We start from the raw sequence: 19,408 nt of genomic DNA on the forward strand, positions 1-19,408 counted from the left end.
GAAGCTCTATCGATGTACCGTCTGTGCTTCAGCCAAACGATAGAACAATCCCTTTTGATTCAGAAGTTCCTCCGGCGTTCCCGTCTCTGCGACGCGGCCCTGTTCCAGGACAACAACCTTATCGACGTTTGCAATCGTCCGCATACGGTGCGCAATAACCAGTACAGTTTTCCCCTGCAGCAACACGGACAGTGCCTGCTGAACCAAGTTCTCATTCTCCGCATCCATGGAAGCTGTGGCTTCGTCCAAAATAACTACCGGCGCATCCTTCAGGATCGCCCGGGCGATAGAGATACGCTGCCGCTCGCCTCCTGAAAGGGCGCAGCCATTCTCACCGATATTGCTGTAATAGCCGCCAGGCAGACGGGAAACAAACTCCTCGCACTGAGCTGCCCTGGCTGCCGCCAGCACTTCCTCATCTGTCGCCCCCGCCCGACCAAGGCGGATGTTCTCCATAACGGAATCGTCAAAAAGGGTCACATCCTGAAAGACGATGGCATAATTCTTAAACAGCGTTTCCGGCTCCACAGTCGTCACGTCCACGCCACCCAGCAGTACCTGACCGGTATCTGCATCCCAGAACCGGGCTGCCAGACGGGAAACAGTAGACTTTCCGCTGCCGGAAGGGCCTACAAGCGCAGTGATCTGCTCCTGTTTCGCTACAAAGGAAATCCCATTGAGTACAAGCTCATCATTGTACGAAAAAGAAACATCCTTAAACTCAATGTCGTACCCATTGTTCTTACAAACAGGCTGACCAGTCTGCTCCACTGTCGCTTCCATCTTCTTCGTCCGCTCAATGCTGACAAATGCAGAAAACAGTTCCGCCATCAGCATAAAGCAGGAACCAAAGGGTTCATAAACACGGCCTGCTACCAACAGATAAAGAATAAACATATTGACGGACAGCATATTTTGAGCTACCAACAGACCTCCAACCAGCAGAACTGCCACCAGCCCAAAGCGTACTGTCAGCTGCGCCAACGTCACAGCAGTACCTGGAGCCAGCTCATTACGAAACGCACACTTTACCACATAATCCAGTTTTTTCTCAACTCCATCCAGGTATTCCTGTTCCAGACCGGCGGAGCGAAGCTCCTGTATGGTATCCAGATATTCCTGCACCCCATCATAAGCGGCACGGTGAGCGTCATAATTGCGGCTTTCCGCTTTTGTCTGGGCCTTTCTGGCCGCTATCAAAATAAGCGTAGCTACCGGTACCGGCAGAACAATGCACAGCCCCATGCGCCAATCCATGATCAAAAGCCCCACGGACACAATCACAAACATAATGACTGTTCCAAAGAGACTGGGAACCGCATTGGAAAAAATTCTTTCCAGTTTAGAGCAGTCACCCATCATGGTTGTTGTCAGATCAGACAGATCACGCTGACCGAAAAATGCCAGTGGGAGCCGCCGCAGCTTTTCCGCCAGGGTAATTCTCCGGTTAGCGCTTTCTTCATAAGCCACTTTATAAGTCAGGTTATACTGAACCCATTGGGTTATGAAAATCAAAAGTAAGAGAACCGCCGCCATCAGAACTATCACTCCTGGCTGCATTGTCAGTCCAGTCTCCCCGCAGAGCCTGTTCAGAAGTCCCATGGTCACTAGCATCAAGAGGGAAATGGGAGCCATGATGCACAAATGTCCTATCGTAGTTGCCACAATCCCGTACTTTAATTCCCGTTCCCCCTGATCGCTTAATGCGAATAATTTCTTCAGCATGGTTTCACCTCCTCTTTCCGGTCAATCTTCCAGGCGATTGCCTGATTGTAATCTGCCCACATATGGGCATACTCGCCATTCTTACCAAGCAGTTCCTGATGCGTTCCCTGTTCTACCAGACGCCCTGCTTTCATTACCAGGATCTGATCCGCATCCTGAATGGTGGACAGCCGGTGCGCAATCATAATGACTGTTTTTCCCTTTGTCAGTTCCTTCAGGGCTGCCTGAATCTGTACCTCATTTTCCGGGTCGGCAAATGCCGTGACTTCATCCAGAATGATGACCGGTGCGTCCTTCAGAATTGCTCTGGCAATAGCCACCCGCTGTACTTCTCCTCCGGAAAGATAGACGCCTTTCCCACCCACGATGCTGTCAATGCCCTCCGGCAGCTTTGCCAGAATATCATCACACTGTGCCAGACGGGCTGCCCGCAGGATATCTTCCCGGCTGGCATTTTTGCAGCCGCCGCGGATATTTTCCTCCAGTGTTGTTTTCAGTAATTTGGGATTCTGGAAGACAAAAGCAATCTTTCCCATGACTTCCTGTCGGGAAATCTCAGAAAGTTCCACGCCGCCCAGCGTAATGCGCCCCTCCTGCACATCATAAAAGCGGGGGACCAGGGTCCCGATGGTGGTCTTGCCGGAGCCGGAATGTCCCACCAGTGCCGTAACGGTTCCGGCTTTTGCTGTAAAACTGACATCTGAAACCGCAGGCTGTTCGCCTGTGGGATAGGTAAAGGTCACATGCTCAAAGCAAATGTCGCTGCCCTGTGCCATTTGCGGCTCCTGTGCCTCTGACTGCTCTCTGGCAAGCAGAATTGTGTCAATCCGCCGCATAGATTCCATAGCCTGCATCTTATAGTTGCTCATGTACATGATCTTGTTGAGAACAGATGCGCATGCAGGTGCAAAAATCAGATAAAACAGGAAATTCTCTATAAAGGCAGTCAAATCTCCCGCCGAAGTCATGCCGATGAGTGCGGCAGGGATCAGCACAAGAAAAGCGGCATTGACCACAGTATTGAAGCCCACATATCCGGGCTTGCAGGCCATAGTAAAGGCCAGTGCGTCATCCCGATAAGCATTGATCGCTTCCTTGAAGCGCCGTATCGAATGTACCGACTGTCCAAATACCTTGATCACGGAGATTCCCCGGACATACTCCACCGCCTCGTGGTTCATTTCCTCCTGAGCGTCCTGATAGCGCTTCATGAAATTCATGGTTTTTTCGCCCATCATTGTCATCTGGCAGGCAAAGCTTGCAAGCATCAGAACGATCAGCGGAAGGCCAATGCGCCAGTCCATAGCCAGCATCAGCACAAGGCTGGCAACCGTCGTGACCTGAGCGCTCACCAGATCCGGCAGCTGATGGGCAAGGTAAGTCTCCATTTGGGCGCTGTTTTCATCAATGATTTTTCTTAGCTTACCGCTGGGATTTTCCTCAAAATACCCCATTGGCATCCTGGACAAATGACGGAGCGCTGCCATTTTTAAATTCTTTTCTGTATGAAAAGCTGCGGTATGGGAGCACATAAGTGCCGCAAAATTAATGATCAGCCCGGCCAGTTCCAGCGCCAATGCCCACACACCCCACTGCACCAGGGACGAGATAACAAAACCTCCTCCGGTCAGTCCGGTTAAAAGCGCACGGGCCGCAAAATAAACACACACAAACGGTCCCAGAAGGAACAAGGCGCTGATGCCGGACAACAACTGCGCAGCGCCCAGTAGGGGACGATGCCGTCCTGTAAACTCTAGCAGGCGCGGAATACCGGTTTTCTGCGGCTTCTTTGTCTGCGCATCCTCTCCAAATACCTTCTTCATATAAATCACTCCTCTCTCATCAAGCGGTATAAATTTCTTTACTTCCCCTGCGTGGATATGCAGAATATGGGTCGCACAGCGCAAGATCAGCTCCGGATCATGTGTCACGATCAGGGTACTGGCTGCCTGTTTATTGGCTGCACGGATCAGCTCCGCTGTCCGCAGCAGATTTTCTCCATCCTGACCGCTGGTCGGCTCATCATAAAGCATCAGTTTTCGCTTCATGCAAAGAGCTGTTCCCAGAGAAAGCCTTTGTTGCTGACCTCCGGAGAGGGAGCCAGGGTGACGGTTCTCCATACCATTTAAGCCCAGCGTTGTCAAAACCTCTTTGCCCTTTTCTTCTGACAGTGCCGGATTATTCAAGGTCAATTCACCCAATACCGTATCGCTGAACAGTTGATGTCCTGCCTCCTGCATGACCAGGTAGACCTGCTCCGGCAGCTTTTTATGTGCGATCTTCTTGCCGTCGATCCGTACTGTACCCGTATGCTTCAAAAGACCTGCCAAGCAAAGACTGAAAGTGGATTTCCCGGCACCGTTTTCTCCGATCACCGCTACGATTGCCCCTGACGGTATTTCTAAATGCGGCACATTCAGTACCTGGCGCATCTGGCGGCTAAACTGAAGCCCATCTATTTCCAGCCCGGTACTCTTTTGTTTTATCAGCCCCATATCGGGCCTCAGTTCATAAAGCTGCTCCTGCTTTACTGCCCTGAGTCCCAACGCTTTGCGCTTCTCCAGCGAAAGATCTGCCGCTGCTTCCGGCGTAAATTCCTGCCTGATCCGGCCATCCTCCAGCAGCACATAACGGTCAGCGATTCCCTCCAGATACCACAGCCGATGCTCTGAAATCAGCACAGTTCTTCCTTCATCTTTCATCATGCGGATCAACTTCTGCAGTTTTCGGATGCTCTCCATATCCAGATTAGAAGAAGGCTCATCCATAACGATGACCGACGGTAAAGCCGCATAAACGGAGCCACAGGCGATCTGCTGTTTCTCGCCGCCTGACAGTTCAAAAATATTCCGGTCCATCAGCTCCTGCAGGTTCAGACGATAGGACACCTCCTCCAGACGCTTCTTCATCTGCGGGCGGGGGACATTCTGATTTTCCAGATTAAAAGCCATCTCTCCGGTCGTATCCAGATGGAAAAACTGGGTACGGGGATTCTGGAAGACACTTCCCACAATCCGGGACGTTTGGGACAACGGTGTCTGCTGCATTTCCTGTCCGCCTACAAGGACATTCCCCTCCAGTTTCCCGGCATAAAAATGAGGGATAAGACCGTTTACCAGGCGAAGCATGGTCGTCTTCCCACATCCGCTTTTCCCACAAAGTACCACACATTCTCCGCGTGATGCCTGAAAGCTTACATCAGACAGCACCTGCATTTCATTTGCTTCCCCATTCTGATAAGAAAAGGAAACATGATTCAGTTTGATCAAAACATCTCCTCCCTTCCTCAGAAACAAAGATTCCAGAACAGCAGTCCGGCAGAGACAGCTATTATACACCAATCCAGAGCCTTCATCTGAACCTCCGCATAACTGGTTCGCGGCATATTTTTGTCAAACCCCCGCGCCATAACAGCAGCTGACATCTCATCCACGATAACCGAGCACTGCAGCAAAAAGGGAACCAGCATATATTCCATCATCTGCAGCGGACGACGAAGAACATTTTTCCATGTCAGCGCCATCCCTCTTAACCGGAGCGCCTGATTCACCATCTGCCATTCTTCCTGGATAGTCGGGACAAAACGGAGCATCACCGCCAGAGGAATGATGACCTCGTTTGGCAGATGCATCTGAGTAAATGCACTGATATATTCCCCAATCCTAGAAGTCTGTGTCACAATATAAAAGGCTGCAAACATCGGTAAAATAAACCGGCAGAAATGACATGCCAGCATGATGATATTCTGCAGTATCCCTGACAATCGCGGTGCTAGAAACAGATCGCATAAAAACATAACTGCAAAGATAAGACCGGTATAAAAAGCCCTCTTCCATTTCTGGCACAGAAGCGTTATCCCCACACACAGGGCAAGAAGGACAAATTCCTGCGGATGTGTCAGCCCGGAAAATGCCGAAAGGCAGGCGGCAATAAATACCGCCAGCTTACTTCTCGGATCCAAAAGACCACTGGAAATCTTTTCGCGGTTCACGCTGTAATACCGGCTTTCACAAAATGTTTTTTCAGGATCTTTCTTCCAAACAGACCGCCAAGTAATCCGCCCACCAAAGCCAAAGCAATCAGCACAAGAACAATCCAGCTGGGCGTCAGCTTATCCAGCGTTGCGATATATTCTTCTCCATAGTACCCTGCACAACTTTCTAAGAAGGCGTCCTTTGCCAGAATAAGGGCAAAGAAGGGACCCATAGAAGTCAGGTTGAACACACAGTAGCTGACTGCCAGAGCACCTGCAGATTTGCGTCTTTTTGCGGTAATGAGTTCAGCGATTAATCCCCATACAACTGCAAAAATCAGCGGATAAATGGTTGCCATGGACGTAATCAGCCCCACCAAGATCGCCAGCACCAGGATCGCACCGGTGCGCGGCACCTTGGTGGCATACAGCATATACACAGTTCCCAGTATGATGCCGGCAATCAACGGCGTTGCCAGAAAGAGGATTGGAACAATGGTCAGGACTGAAGACAACACCGTGAGCAGCACTAAATAAATTGCGCCAAAGGCGCCTGCGGTAATTAAATCCTTTGTTGTAAGTTTTGTTTTCATATGTATTTCTTTCCTTTCTGTATTTTGAGTTAGTCTATGCTAACTTAAACATATTACCATGTGAAAGATCCTTTTGCCACTCCGAAAAGCCATGCCTTCTGCAAAATGCTCCAAAAAGCCAAAAAATGACACCTCCATCCGGAAGGTGTCACTATGATTTTCTTCTACTTTTTTTCCTTTCGATAGGCACTTGGTCTGCAGCCTATCACCGCATGGAATGCCTCTGAAAATTTGCTTGGATTCTGATAACCCATTTCCAGCGCAATTTCGCTGATTTTTTTATCTGACTGGCGCAAAAGCTGTGCCGCCCGATGCATTTTGTAACTACGCAAATATGCGTAAGGTGATTCGCCATAAATTTGCCTGAATCCATCTTTTAACTGTGTCAGACTTAAATTGTGCTCCAATGCCAGTTCCTTCAGATTGGTCCGGTGTTCCATATCCTGTACCAGATGCTCCCTGACATGCTTGATCCGCTCCACAGTCACTCCCGAAATATAGTCCTGGTTCTCCTCAAAAAGAGTTTGTCTGAATTGGAAATGATAAAGGAGCTCCAAAATCTTCAGTCGCAAAAAGGGCAGAGACGGACGATCCAGATGTGTATACAGTTCCTGATATACATGCTCTATTTCCGCATTGCGGCGAAATACCGGGGATCTTGATTCAAGAGAATATTTCTCTGTGATTGCCTCCGCACTGATTTGAAAGGCCTGAAGCTCCGGTACATCCTTCATGACCTCCGGAAACAAAATAATAGTGGACCCATAAAAGTAGTTCAAGGGGAAGGAAGACGCGATTGGCGGGTGCATCTGGCTGTTCAGGGTAATATCGCCTTCTCCCAAATAGAGATAATTCCGGCTGTCAAACGCACATTCAAACCGCCCCTTCCGGCAATGATTGATCCCGATTACATTCTGCTTTTCACCGCTTCGGAAACAGCTCTCAGAAGAAAAATCTACAACCATGAGCTGTACTCCCGGAAAAATGTCATACAGCCACATATCGGCGGTGCCATCCTTTACCTGAAAATCCACATAGGTCACAAAGGATTCCTTCCCCGGTATTTTTTTGTCCTGTCTTAAATAATTCAATTTCTCCATGGCTGACGCATCTCCTATGACAAAGCTGAATGGCAGTTTATATCTATCCTATTTTCTCAGTATTACCAGCTTGTTAGAAAGGTTTTTAACAGGCTGTATCCATCCCAGCAACTTATAGACAGGATACAGTTCCTTCATCCCTTCGACCAAACTCACATCCTCGATCCATGTAAGCCCCGACACTATGCTCTCCAGTTCCTTACCGCTTTTCAGGCCCCAGGTAAAGCGAGCCTGTCCATTATCCAGCCGGTAGACCCGTGTATCCAGGCCACAGGCGATATTAACAACAGTTGCATCCGGATGTTCCTCTAAAAAGGCACCCACCATCTGATCCAACAGAATGGTGCGGGCAATCACACCGCTGCTCATGGCAGCATCCTTCTCCGCCTTGGAAAAGTCATAGTCCAGCTGCTTCACGATCTCTATAGCCTTCGCATCATAAAATTTATGTTCCTTCTTCTGAGAATGGGCCGCCCGGGCAAACAGAGTCTGCAGCATGGTTTCCGGGACACCATGAATCTTTACTTTTTCCATATCTGTCATGTATGAGTGCCCCCTTATGGTTAGCTAAAACTAATCATAGTTTACAACACCAACCTGGAAAAGTCAATTTGTATTCCTTGTGTAGCTAGGGCCATGATGGATCACACCATGAATGGAGGTTCAGCCGTGGCCTTTTTCTGTTTTTCTTTGCGGATACAGCCATTTTTCCACCTTCTAATTGTAGTATTAGTAGAGGGAGAAATAGAAGGTAGGGTTTCGATAGCAAGCGAGTACCCGCTTGCGATTTTTCGGATTTTCAGGTCCATTGCCCGAAAATGAAAAATGCTTGTTGGTATAATCCCAAACCCTTGCGGGATATGTACCCTTTCCATAGCTGCTACAAATTCACTGACTGTTGTGGATTCAATCAAATAGTATCCCATGATGAACCCTGGTAACATATGTGTGTAAATGCCAATAGCTGCACCCAAGACAAAATTCCATGTTCCAGTTAACAATGGCAATACCGTCAGCTCTAACGCAAATAAGACAGCATACATCGCGGAGAATTTCAGAACGCTTTTCCATCGTTTCGATAAGAGCAGCAAGCACATAGGGAACGCCATCAGGCAGGGCCGTATAACAGTCATAATTCCGCCTGTTCCTCCTGCCACCATAATGGTACTGACGGTAACAGTAAGAAAAATTTTAGTGCGTGGGTCTATTGGGATGATTGCCTTTTTTTCAAAAGGTAATCCTGTGGTTTCTGCCATCATACAATGCCTGCTTTTTCAAAATGTTTCTTCAATACGGCCTTACCAAGTAATGCACCCAGGATGCCGCCGAGGAATGTAACAACAAACAGAACTGGGAACATCCAACCAGGCGTATAAGACATCAGCGTATCGACATACTCCTGCCCATAACTGCTGACAAGAGAATCAAAGAACTCGGTACGGGTCAGAAACATCCGGCTCACAAAACCCATAATCCACAGGGAAAATACACCGTTACCCAACAGGGTGAATTTCCAGCTTTTATATTTGCCAGATTTCATAATAAGGTCAGCCGCAACACCGAAAACAATACCGAAAATTAAAACCAAGACGCCGCTGCCGATCAGCATATTCAGCAATCCAAGGATAATGCCAGACAGTGTTACCATGCCAAACTTTTTTACCTTTGTAAGATACAGCATAAAAGGGATGCCGCAAATAATCGGGCAAACCAGCCCAAGCAGGGGAATGAAAATTGGTATATATCCCAACATCATACCTGCAAAGAACAAAACAAAGTAGATGGCTGTGAAGATACCAACATTGATTAGGTCTTTTGCCTGTAACTTATTCTTTTCCATAGGTATTCCTCCAAAGGTTAGCACAATCTAACCCATTCTGTAAAAATTTGTGCAGAACGATTCTGCACATCTATACTATACAAGAATCAGAACATCAGCGCCACTCTGAACGGTTCAAAATCGCTCCAAATGGTTTTGGGTTTTATCTAAGCTCGACATTCCCCAATATCTGTTCTTAAATAATGTTGTCATTCCATACCCTAAACTTCATAATATTCACCTTCAATTAATCTCTTCTTACTTGCCACAATAATACTCCATTAAATCAAAACATTTTTCTATTATCTAGACATCGGATATTTTTTTATTATGCCGCAAACATTTCCTTTCTACGCTCCACATCAGTTTCTTTGTTTTTTAGTTTTCATTTTGTTTCCCGCTTTCCTGCTCGTTTTATAATCTATCCGATCAAAGGCTCTTCTTGTCTTTTTTCTCCTTCCGCCAGCCTGAACATAAAAAAAGACACCAAAAAACAATTCTTTGCTTTTGATGTCATTTCTGTCTTTTCAGGCTGGCGCCTGAACCAATATTACAGAAGCCCGAACGGACTTCTTCGGTGCGTTTTGCACAATCTGTTTTCAAATCCCGGACCACTCCGGGATTTGAAATTTCTTATTCAGAATATTTCCTGAATGAAACTGTTTACACATTTATCATAGCACCAGATTTTGTTTGCGTCAACATTTCAAGCACAATATATAGATAATATCTGTTAATTAGATGCAAATTTCTGTGCTAAATAATTCATTCAAGTTATGCTGTATCATTGCTCTGTTTTTCAACCGAAGCTTTCAATTTCTGAAAAGCCTCTTCGCTGATTGCATGTTCTATCCGACAGGCATCCCTTTCTGCGGTTTCCCGATCAACCCCGACAGCTACAAGCTGCTCCGTAAAGAACTGATGGCGTTCATAAATTTTCTCAGCAACCTCCCGCCCGTCTTCGGTCAGATGGAAATATCCATCTTCATCCACGGTCAGAAAACCGCCATTCTTTAACACGCCTACTGCATGGCTGATACTCGGTTTACTGAATCCCATGTGCCGGGCAAGATCAACGGAACGAACCATGACTTTTTTCTTTTGCAATACAAGGACTGCTTCTAAATAGTCCTCGCCCGACGCATAAATCTTCATTTCTGCCTCCCTTACTGTGCCAGTTTCCAGCCGATAGCCTCCTGTCTTGCGGATACGAAATCCGCATACAGGCCCTTCTGCTGGATCAGCTCTGCATGAGTGCCGCTCTGGACGATATGGGAATCATCCAATACCAATATCTGATCCGCGCCCCGGACGGTTTTCAGGCGGTGGGCGATCATAATAATGGTCTTGTCGTGCGTCAATTCCGCAATCGCCCGCTGCAATTCTTCTTCATTTTCCGGGTCAACGCTGCTTGTGGCTTCATCCAGAATGATAATCGGGGCGTTTTTCAGTATGGCACGGGCAATAGAAATGCGCTGCTTCTCACCGCCGGACAGGGTTCCGCCGCCCTCCCCGATCAACGTATCATACCCATCGGGCAGGGCGGAAATAAATTCATGGCAGCAAGCCTTTTTCGCCGCCTCTATGACCTGTTCGTGCGTGGCGTCCGGACAGCCGAATTTGATGTTGTTCTCAATAGAATCGGCAAACAGATACACGTTCTGGAATACCATGCTGATATTCTTCATCAGGCTGTCCAGCTTGAAATCCCGCACATCTTTGCCGCCAACCGTAATCCTCCCGGCGTCTACATCCCAAAACCGGGCAATTAAGTTGCACATAGTCGTCTTGCCAGAACCGGACGGGCCGACAATGGCAGTGGTCGTTCCGGCAGGGATCGTAAAGCTGACATGATCCAGAATTTTTCGGTCTGCGTGGCCCAGACCACCTTCTCTGTCTGCTCCGCAGCCATTCACCTTGTAGGAAAAGTCCACGTTATCAAATACGATTTCCGAGGATGCCGGAACCACATCCGCCCCCTTTTCATTCATGACCGGCGTATCGTCAATAGAGTTTGCCGTATCCATAGAAGCCGCCAGCATTTGCAGCAGGGAGGCCATGTTTCCGGCGTTTTCCAGATCATTGAACACCATAAAGGAAGCGACCACCAAAATCACGCCATAGGCCAATGACAGGGAAGCGTTCAGCCAGAAGTAAATGGAGGCCAGGGGCAGCAAAACACTGAACACCCGGACAACAACCTGTTTCAGGGCATCATAGGGGACACTGGCTTTTGTCAATTTCAGATTGTCCCGGCAGCTTGCCTTGATTGCGCTGTCAATGGACTGTGTGCTGTCCTTCTCCATACCGAAGGCTTTCACGATCCCCATCCCCTGGATATACTCCAGGACGGATTCCACAAGGCTTTCCTGTGTATGCTGCCGTACTCCGCTTAAGCACGCAGATTTACGGAGCGCAAGCTCCGCCGCTACAAGATAAAGCAGGACGCCAATAGCGGCAATCAGACCGATCCTCCAGTCAAAAACCAGCAGGACGATGACAAGCGCCACCGAATTGAAAAATCCGCCCAACACAGATACCAGCACACGCGCCGCCGAATTTTCCACATCCCCTAACGTGGTGGTAACGATAGCGGTAATGTTCCCGATACTGTTCTTGTTAAAATATCCCATCGGAATGTAACGTAGCCGGTCTCCGATATGGATACGCTTTTCCGCTACCATACAGTAGCCGGTTTCCGTCTGCTCCATCGTGGAGAAATAGGTCGTGATGATCCTTCCAACCAGGGAAACAGCCATGATGCCCAAAGAAATCCAGATAAACCGTCTGTCCCGGTTATCGGATACCAGCGCCTCCACCACGATAAAGAGGGCGGCAAACTGTAAAGCTGCAAACAGGCCGGAGAGGAACGCAAACAGCAGGGATTTTTTCAGCAGTCCCTCTTTGCTGCCAGCAAACGCAATAATTTTTTTCAATGTTCCATACATTTGACAACACCCCCTTACATCTGATCCTTTGCGCCGATATGCGCCTGCCACATATCCCGGTAAAGGGGACAGGTTTCCAGTAACTTATCATGCGTTCCCTGGGCATGGATAGTTCCGTCCTTCACAACCACGATATTATCTGTATTGATGATGGTAGACAGCCGGTGGGCAATCACGATCAGCGTCTTGCCTGCCGTCAGGGCGGAGATTGCTTTCTGCACGACTGCCTCATTCTCCGGGTCAATGTAGGCGGTCGCCTCGTCCAAAATCACCACCGGTGCGCCTTTCAGCATGGCGCGTGCAATAGCGATCCTCTGACGTTCACCGCCGGAAAGATGGGAACCGGCGCTGCCGACAACGGTATCATACCCTTGATCCAGCTTACGGATAAAGGTGTCACAGCCACTTTGTTTTGCTGCCTGCTCCACCTCCGCATCTGTGGCGTCCGGCCTGCCCATGCGGATATTTTCCCGGATGCTGCGGTTAAACAGGTAATTATCCTGCGATACATAGGAAATCTGGGCGGCAATTTCAGACAGCGGTATCTCCTTCAGTTCATGGCCGCCCAGGGTAATACTGCCAGACGTAACATCCCAATACCCAGCGATCAGCTTCGCCACGGTAGATTTGCCGGAACCGGACGGTCCTACAAGGGCGGTCATGGTTCCCGGCTGGATGGAAAGGCTCACATCATGCAACACTTCGTTTTCCCCATCATAGGAAAAGGAAACATGGTCGAGTCCGATACTGGTATCTGCCAGATTTACCGGCGTATCTTTATGATCCAGTTCTTCCGCGTTCAATAGCTGGCTGATTTCCTCCACATTGGTTCCCAGTACAGCCAGGTCATCCGTAAAGGTAAAGACGGACATGATCGGCCCCACAAGCCCCAGGGAGAAAATCACAATGGAGAGGAACGCAGATAATTCCAGGCTGCCGGACAGCCAGAAGGCAAACCCACAAGGCAGCACACAGATCAGCACTGAGGGAAGGATCGCATTGTAGGCACTCATGGTTTTCTGGTTTTCCCGCATCCATTCCACATAGTAATTCGCATTGTAATTCACGGCGTCCGAATATTTCTTGTATGAACCGGCCGACTGGCTGAACGCCTTGACAACTTCAATCCCGCCGATATATTCCACAATGGCGTTCGCCATATCTTTCCCGGCTTTGACCGCGCCCTCCCATTTCTTTGGGTAACTCATCATACCGACAGACATTACGGCAAGACCGACTACCAGCGTAACAAGGGACAACAGCGCCATGCGCCAGTCCATAATGAAAAGATACACGACAATTACCACCGGAACCAGGATGTTTGCGGTCATCTCCGGGATGAGATGTGCAAACGTGGATTCCATCCCTTCCACCCGGTCAACAATCGTTGTTTTATACTGACCGGACGGAGTATCCAGGATCGTCCCCATCGGAACGCGGGCCAGTTTTCCTGTCAGCCTCCACCGGATATCCCGCAGCGTGTAATAGGCCGCTGTATGGGAAATAGTCGTTGACAGACTGGAAAACAGCACTTTCCCTAGGTAGCCGCAAAGTGCGACCATGCAACCTGTCACATAACGGGAAAAATCCTGCTCCCCGTCCAACATCATTGTGACGATATGCGCCACAATGAAATAAGGCACCATCTGACAGGCAACGCCCAAAACCGCAAGGACGACGCTGCCGATGAATTTCCCGTGATACGGTTTGCCCCAGCCCAATAAAACACTTATTGGCGACGCTTTCTTTTCTTCCTTCATTTTTCAGATACCCCCTTTATGAAGTATTCTCTTATTTTTCTGAGGCCATCTTCATCCATTCCGTACTGGTCAATAATCGAACCATCCTCAAGATGAATGATGTCCGTACAGCAATCTAAAATCAGTTCCAGGTCATGGGTAATGACATACACAGTGATTCCGGCATCCTTGACCTGCCGTAATACATTTGCAACCTCTTTCATATGCCTGTAATCAAGGCCGCTGGTCGGTTCATCAAAAAACAGGATCGAGCGTTTTGAAGCGATTACCGAAGCAATCGCAACCCTTTGTTTCTGGCCTCCGGACAGGGACATGGGATGCCTTTCCTTAAAATCCAGTAAATCTAACCGACTTAGGATTTCTTCTGCCCGCTTCTGGTTTGCTTCCTCCATACTGATCAGCACTTCATCAAGGACCGACTCGGTGAAAAGCTGATGATTTACCTCCTGCATGACCATATAGCAGGTATTCAGCCGGTCTTTCGGACGGTATTTCTTTCCGTTCCAGACAATCTCCCCACAGCGCTTCTCCAAGCCGCAGAAACAGCGTGAAAAAGTGGATTTCCCGGCGCCGTTATTCCCGATAATTCCAACGATCCGGTTCGTAGGGATTTCACAATCCATGATATGTAAGGTTTCCGGTTCGTTTTTATAGGCAAAGTGGAAATTACGAAGCGCAAGGGCGGTCTTTTCCTGCTGCGGTAAAACCGGAGGCAGGAGACGCTCCAAAGCAAACGTGCGCAGTCCCATATCGGAACGCTGCTGCTCCGTGAGCTGCTCAAATTCTGCCGCAGAATAATCATGACTCACCTGCCCGTCTGCCAGATAGATAAACCGATCCGCTAGACCGCGAAGATAATAAAGCCGATGTTCCGATACAATGATTGTTTTCCCCTGCGATTTCCAAAACGCAAGAATCTTTCTCAAATCAAGGATGGAAGCCGTATCCAGGTTAGATGAGGGTTCGTCCATAACGAGAACATCCGGTTCCATAATGGATACCCCGGCACAGGCAATCTTTTGTTTCTCCCCGCCAGATAAGTGGAAGATATTACGGTCCATCAGCTTCTCCAGCCGGAAGTCCCGAACCGTTTTTGCCAGCCGTTCCCGGATGTCTTTTTCTGGCTGTCCAAGATTTTCGCAGCCAAATGTAATTTCACTGGTGGTATCCACATTGAAAAACTGGGACCGGGGGTTTTGAAACACGCTGCCCACAACTGCAGCTGTATCGTAAAGGGGCTGTTCGGAAACCTTGGCTCCATTTACCCATACTTCTCCCGTCATCTTTCCCTCATAATAATGGGGGATCAGTCCATTAATCAGGCGGGTGACCGTAGTTTTTCCACACCCACTTTCACCGCAAAGGACAACAAACTGACCATCCTCTATATTTAGATCAATATCCCGAACACCGCCGGTATTTTCATTCTCTTCTCCATAAGAAAATGAAATATGGTCAATCTTTATCATAAGCTCACCCCCTTAAAAAGAAAAATACTGTCCCAGCAAAAACAGAGCGAAACATAAAGCACAGAGCAGGATCGCAATCATGTCCTGAACATGAAAACCAATCTGACATACGTTAGTCCGTTTGACCGGAGCGCCAAGCCCCCGCGTCAGTGCAGCGGCGGAAAGTTCATCTCCGATTTTCACAACAGACACCATCAGCGGTACAAGACGGTATTCCACCATCAAAAATGGATTTTTCCCTCCAAACCGGATACCCCTCATTTTCATTGCATCACTGATCGCCTGGTATTCTTCGCTGATCGTAGGGAAAAAACGAAAAATAACAGACAAAGGGATGACGATTTTCTCTGTCAGGTGCATACGTTCCATCGAACCGATAAACTCACTGACTGAGGTGGAGGAAAGCAGCCAGGCCCCCGTCATAATACCAGGGGCAAACCGCGTCATAATGGATGTCATCGCCAAAACCACAAAGGACAGCAGATTGCTTAATGTCGTCAGCGCTATGCGTTCCAGTGCAAAGCAGGCGAGATATAAAAGCAGGTATTTGCCTGCCGTTTTGAAGCGGCGTTCCGACAGGATCAGCACAAAGGGGATTAGGCTTAACACAGGTTTTACAAAATTCATAATCCCTTCGTTGCTGGTGCTGAACATCAATGTAGTAACCGTCAACAGCAAAATCAACTTCGTACGCGGGTCGAGCCGGATTCCTTTCCTTTTGTCCGTTGTGGCGGAAAAGGATACCCCCTCCATTATGCGATGCCCGCTTTCGCAAAATGTTTTTTCAGAAGCGTTTTTCCAAGCAGTCCGCCCAAAATGGCAAAGACAAAAATCCCGGCAACCACAAGGATAATGCTCCACATCGGCATAACCGCCATTACCCGGTCGGCATATTCCTCCCCGAAGCTGGCGGCAAAGCTGGCCCAGGAGTCCTCGACCATAAAATACATCGGAATATATGTACCTACCATCCACAGGCTAAATACAGCATAACCAAGGATGCTTTTCTTTGCACTTTTATAGTCGCCGGATTTCAAAATGAGATCCCCAAGCAGGCCGAAAATCAGTCCCATAGGAACACCCCAAAATCCCATGCCGGTAAGTCCCATCAGCAGGCCGCTCAAAACACCCATGATTGTAACCATGCCGAATTTCTTAACCCTTGTGAGGAACAGCATGAAAGGGATACCGGTAATCAGCGACCACAGACTTCCGAGAACAGGAAGAAAGATCGGGACAAACCCAATCGGAATGGCGACACAGCAGCCAATGACAAAGTAAAGAACCGTGAACAGACCAAGGTTAATGAGGTCTTTTGCTTGTAACTTGTTATTCATGATGAATACCTCCACATTCGTTTTCCAGTTAGCATCTTCTAACCTTTTATAGGATAGCATAGTACCGGCTGATTCTCTACAACCAATCATCTTTTTAGCTCCAAACAGCACCGAGTTTTTCTGTTGACTGACTTTGACTGTGATTTTATAATAGAAGTGCAAGGCTCAAACAGAGCGGTTAACAGACCAAATGACAGGAGTTAGAAAATGAAGATAGATGAAATTATCAAGAAAAGCATTGAAATTCCAGGTATATCTATAAAACGGGGCGAATTTAGCGCAGAACTCATTCTAAAGGAGAGAGACGGGAAAGGTTCCATGACTTTTTTTCCTCTGTTCCCAGGAGTTACATTGGCTTATATTTTTGTGAATTCTCCCGCCTGGACAGCCCCAGACTTTCACGATAATGGCTCCATGGAAACAGGACCATTGCTCTTAAATTACTGTGTAACAGGACGATGCGAACTCATCCTGAATAACGGGAACTTTGTGTATGTGAAAGATGGGGAGATATCCTTAACCGAACGATTCGCCAGACATCAATACGTTTATCCCCGCCGAATCTATGAAGGAATTGAGTTTTTTGTGGATATGGATACCGTAAATGCTCAAAGCTCCTGGGTAGAGGCTGAATTTGATATTGATTTCCACAGACTCAGAGATCTTTACTGCCCGGATGGGGGTACTTATATTGCGTCGGTTACTACTGAGATAGAAGAAGTCTTAAAAAAGCTGTGGTCATTACTGGATATTTCTGTTCCGCTGGCAATCCCACAAATGAAAATCTATACCCTTGCCCTGTTTTCACTGCTTCAAAATCTGAAAGAAATACCACCTTCCCAAGCCTGCACATTCTTCACAGAAACACAGGTAGACATTGCAAAACGTGTGGAAAAAATCATCACTTCTGATCTGCGCCAACACCATCCCGCGTGGGAACTGGCTGCACAGTTTTCCGTCAGTGAAACCAGCCTGAAGAACTACTTTCGGGGAGTTTATGGTCAAAATATATCAATTTATTTACGTGAAGTTCGTATGCAACGAGCTGCTGAATTACTCACTACTACAAACTTATCTGTATCGGAAATTGCAGAACAAGTTGGTTATTTGAATCAAAGCAAGTTTTCTTCGGCATTTAAGAAGCAGTTCAACGCTTCGCCATTAGAATTTAAGCGCCGCAAAAATTTAGAGAGAAATACTTCCAACTGACGGGTTCTAACATTTTTCACAATAAATAGTTTTATTAGAAACTCATGACAAATGAAGTCAGAGTCATTTCTTATATTATAGGAAGTGACTCTGATTATTATAATTTACACCACTTTACAACTTTTTCATAAAAAAATATCGCACAGGGCTTTCTGATGTATAATGAATTTGCTGAAAACATTACAAAGGAAAGTGACCCTGTACGACAAAAGCATTATACAACGAAAAAACTCTGATTGGTAGACTTCATCAATATTTTTTGATTTATTTTGAAACTTTTTCTGTTCCGACAGCAGATACCTTATTTTTGCTGATATTATCCATACTGGCCTTAGAATCCGCACATTCCATCCGGTTTCTATATCAGCATTTTTTATCCAGAATAACGGAGAAATCACTGAATGTATTTTATTATGCGTGTTCCTATGCAAAGGTTGATTATTCCAGATTTATGAATACTACTGTCAGGATTGTTTTGAAGCTGATACCGGATTCATTGCAGACGCAGCCTGTATTTCTGTGCGTGGATGATACGATGGTATCTAAATTTGGCACAAAATTTGAAAATGTTTCAAAACTGTTTGACCATGCCGCACACAACGGTTCCAACTATCTGAATGGACACTGCTTTGTGAGTGTCATGCTCTGCGTACCTGTCTGGAATGGGGATAAAGTATATTATCTTTCCGTTCCTCTTGGCTATCGTATATGGCAGAAAAAAGAGTCTAAACTGGAACTGGCAGCCTCCATGATCCGGCAGGTTATGCCTGAATTTCACAGCAAAGATCATGTCATCATCCTTTGTGACAGCTGGTATACAAAACAGAACCTGATATCCATCGTTGATGAATATCCGAATCTGGATCTGATTGGCAGTGCAAGGATTGATTCTGTCATGTATGATCTTGCACCTGCACGGACCGGTCATCGGGGATGTCCTGCCAAACATGGAAAACGTCTTTCTGTTGAAACAGAGTTTGCGTTTTCCAATGAAAAGACCGGTGATTATTATACCGGTGTCCGCCGGGTTCTCACTAAGATCTTCGGCAACAAGGAAGTCCTTGCCTATGTCACTTCCACAGAAAAAGAACATGGTACAAAACGACTGTTTTTCAGTACCATTTTCCCGGAAGATCTGCAGATTTTCTGTGCATGGCAGGAAAAAGCACCATTGAATCAGACCGGAAGTGACCGTATGAAATACATTCCACTGTTGCTATATTCGTTTCGCTGGAATATTGAAACAAGCTACTATGAACAGAAAACGTTCTGGTCTTTTTGTAACTATATGGTGAGAAGCTGCAAAGGGATTGAAATGCTGGTCAAATCTGATTAACATCAGTTACTGCGCCATGAAGATTCTACCCTATCAGAACGAACGTGGCGATAAAAATACCTGTCTGGAATTTCATCCTACAAATTCCAAACAGGTATCGTATGTTTTATCTCTTATTATTCTTTAGACTCCATATCAT

16 protein-coding genes are annotated in these 19,408 nt (G+C 47.2%); 2 read left to right on the forward strand and 14 right to left on the reverse strand.

The annotated features are described in order from the left end of the window. Positions 1-6 precede the first annotated feature (6 nt). The 14 genes from LIZ66_RS10050 to LIZ66_RS10115 all read right to left on the reverse strand — a co-directional run bounded on the left by LIZ66_RS10050 (position 7) and on the right by LIZ66_RS10115 (position 16,724). The gene (locus LIZ66_RS10050) at positions 7-1,725 is read right to left on the reverse strand and encodes an ABC transporter ATP-binding protein (protein ID WP_195991771.1); all 1,719 of its coding nucleotides are present in this window, start codon (positions 1,723-1,725) and stop codon (positions 7-9) included. Then, on the reverse strand, positions 1,719-4,994 hold the full coding sequence (locus tag LIZ66_RS10055; protein WP_195991772.1) for an energy-coupling factor transporter ATPase: 3,276 nt from the start codon (positions 4,992-4,994) through the stop codon (positions 1,719-1,721). Before LIZ66_RS10055 ends, LIZ66_RS10050 begins: the two co-directional genes overlap by 7 nt. Before the next feature lie 17 nt (positions 4,995-5,011). Further along, entirely contained in the window at positions 5,012-5,716 is a 705-nt protein-coding gene (locus LIZ66_RS10060) for an energy-coupling factor transporter transmembrane component T (protein ID WP_195991774.1), read from the reverse strand. Then, positions 5,713-6,291, reverse strand: a complete 579-nt coding sequence (locus LIZ66_RS10065) for an MptD family putative ECF transporter S component (RefSeq protein WP_021926387.1) — start codon at positions 6,289-6,291, stop codon at positions 5,713-5,715. The genes LIZ66_RS10060 and LIZ66_RS10065 overlap by 4 nt, the downstream gene beginning before the upstream one ends. 164 nt (positions 6,292-6,455) lie before the next feature. Next, positions 6,456-7,391 carry a helix-turn-helix domain-containing protein gene (locus LIZ66_RS10070; RefSeq protein WP_195991776.1) on the reverse strand — a complete coding sequence of 312 codons (936 nt, stop codon included), beginning with the start codon at positions 7,389-7,391 and terminating at the stop codon, positions 6,456-6,458. Between the two features lie 48 nt (positions 7,392-7,439). Further along, positions 7,440-7,934, reverse strand: coding sequence for a class I SAM-dependent methyltransferase (locus LIZ66_RS10075; RefSeq protein ID WP_226837915.1), 495 nt, complete (start codon positions 7,932-7,934; stop codon positions 7,440-7,442). Between the two features lie 101 nt (positions 7,935-8,035). After that, positions 8,036-8,650: an energy-coupling factor transporter transmembrane component T gene (locus LIZ66_RS10080; RefSeq protein ID WP_195991778.1), complete on the reverse strand. Its 615-nt coding sequence runs from the start codon at positions 8,648-8,650 to the stop codon at positions 8,036-8,038. Continuing rightward, positions 8,647-9,231 (reverse strand): MptD family putative ECF transporter S component, encoded by a 585-nt coding sequence (locus LIZ66_RS10085; RefSeq protein WP_187566336.1) that lies wholly within the window; start codon positions 9,229-9,231, stop codon positions 8,647-8,649. The genes LIZ66_RS10080 and LIZ66_RS10085 overlap by 4 nt, the downstream gene beginning before the upstream one ends. Positions 9,232-9,984: 753 nt before the next feature. Then, the gene (locus LIZ66_RS10090) at positions 9,985-10,365 is read right to left on the reverse strand and encodes a metal-dependent transcriptional regulator (protein ID WP_195991780.1); all 381 of its coding nucleotides are present in this window, start codon (positions 10,363-10,365) and stop codon (positions 9,985-9,987) included. 11 nt (positions 10,366-10,376) lie between these two features. Beyond that, positions 10,377-12,158 carry an ABC transporter ATP-binding protein gene (locus LIZ66_RS10095; RefSeq protein ID WP_195991782.1) on the reverse strand — a complete coding sequence of 594 codons (1,782 nt, stop codon included), beginning with the start codon at positions 12,156-12,158 and terminating at the stop codon, positions 10,377-10,379. A 14-nt stretch (positions 12,159-12,172) separates the two neighbouring features. Beyond that, a complete protein-coding gene (locus LIZ66_RS10100) occupies positions 12,173-13,879 on the reverse strand; it encodes an ABC transporter ATP-binding protein (protein ID WP_330663589.1) in 1,707 nt (568 codons plus the stop codon). A 35-nt stretch (positions 13,880-13,914) separates the two neighbouring features. Continuing rightward, positions 13,915-15,387: an ABC transporter ATP-binding protein gene (locus tag LIZ66_RS10105; protein ID WP_195991785.1), complete on the reverse strand. Its 1,473-nt coding sequence runs from the start codon at positions 15,385-15,387 to the stop codon at positions 13,915-13,917. Between the two features lie 12 nt (positions 15,388-15,399). Then, entirely contained in the window at positions 15,400-16,140 is a 741-nt protein-coding gene (locus tag LIZ66_RS10110; RefSeq protein ID WP_118331633.1) for an energy-coupling factor transporter transmembrane component T, read from the reverse strand. Next, positions 16,140-16,724: an MptD family putative ECF transporter S component gene (locus LIZ66_RS10115; RefSeq protein ID WP_019161220.1), complete on the reverse strand. Its 585-nt coding sequence runs from the start codon at positions 16,722-16,724 to the stop codon at positions 16,140-16,142. The genes LIZ66_RS10110 and LIZ66_RS10115 overlap by 1 nt, the downstream gene beginning before the upstream one ends. A 207-nt stretch (positions 16,725-16,931) precedes the next feature. Between LIZ66_RS10115 and LIZ66_RS10120 the strand changes: the two genes are divergently transcribed. Together LIZ66_RS10120 and LIZ66_RS10125 are read left to right on the forward strand one after the other, a co-directional pair. Beyond that, positions 16,932-17,933: a helix-turn-helix domain-containing protein gene (locus tag LIZ66_RS10120; protein WP_195991786.1), complete on the forward strand. Its 1,002-nt coding sequence runs from the start codon at positions 16,932-16,934 to the stop codon at positions 17,931-17,933. A gap of 259 nt (positions 17,934-18,192) precedes the next feature. After that, positions 18,193-19,269, forward strand: a complete 1,077-nt coding sequence (locus LIZ66_RS10125; protein ID WP_456298628.1) for an IS701 family transposase — start codon at positions 18,193-18,195, stop codon at positions 19,267-19,269. Positions 19,270-19,408: the final 139 nt, after the last annotated feature.

The sequence above is a fragment of the Blautia faecis genome (assembly GCF_020554845.1).
In the GTDB taxonomy this organism is placed as follows: domain Bacteria; phylum Bacillota; class Clostridia; order Lachnospirales; family Lachnospiraceae; genus Blautia_A; species Blautia_A faecis.

Bases quoted from the DNA above. Each gene is read 5' to 3' on its own strand.
- LIZ66_RS10050 (WP_195991771.1), bottom strand. From the start codon at position 1,725: ATGCTGAAGAAATTATTCGCATTAAGCGATCAGGGGGAACGGGAATTA.
- LIZ66_RS10065 (WP_021926387.1), bottom strand. From the start codon at position 6,291: ATGAAAACAAAACTTACAACAAAGGATTTAATTACCGCAGGCGCCTTT.
- LIZ66_RS10070 (WP_195991776.1), bottom strand. From the start codon at position 7,391: ATGGAGAAATTGAATTATTTAAGACAGGACAAAAAAATACCGGGGAAG.
- LIZ66_RS10075 (WP_226837915.1), bottom strand. From the start codon at position 7,934: ATGACAGATATGGAAAAAGTAAAGATTCATGGTGTCCCGGAAACCATG.
- LIZ66_RS10080 (WP_195991778.1), bottom strand. From the start codon at position 8,650: ATGATGGCAGAAACCACAGGATTACCTTTTGAAAAAAAGGCAATCATC.
- LIZ66_RS10085 (WP_187566336.1), bottom strand. From the start codon at position 9,231: ATGGAAAAGAATAAGTTACAGGCAAAAGACCTAATCAATGTTGGTATC.
- LIZ66_RS10090 (WP_195991780.1), bottom strand. From the start codon at position 10,365: ATGAAGATTTATGCGTCGGGCGAGGACTATTTAGAAGCAGTCCTTGTA.
- LIZ66_RS10095 (WP_195991782.1), bottom strand. From the start codon at position 12,158: ATGTATGGAACATTGAAAAAAATTATTGCGTTTGCTGGCAGCAAAGAG.
- LIZ66_RS10105 (WP_195991785.1), bottom strand. From the start codon at position 15,387: ATGATAAAGATTGACCATATTTCATTTTCTTATGGAGAAGAGAATGAA.
- LIZ66_RS10110 (WP_118331633.1), bottom strand. From the start codon at position 16,140: ATGGAGGGGGTATCCTTTTCCGCCACAACGGACAAAAGGAAAGGAATC.
- LIZ66_RS10115 (WP_019161220.1), bottom strand. From the start codon at position 16,724: ATGAATAACAAGTTACAAGCAAAAGACCTCATTAACCTTGGTCTGTTC.
- LIZ66_RS10120 (WP_195991786.1), top strand. From the start codon at position 16,932: ATGAAGATAGATGAAATTATCAAGAAAAGCATTGAAATTCCAGGTATA.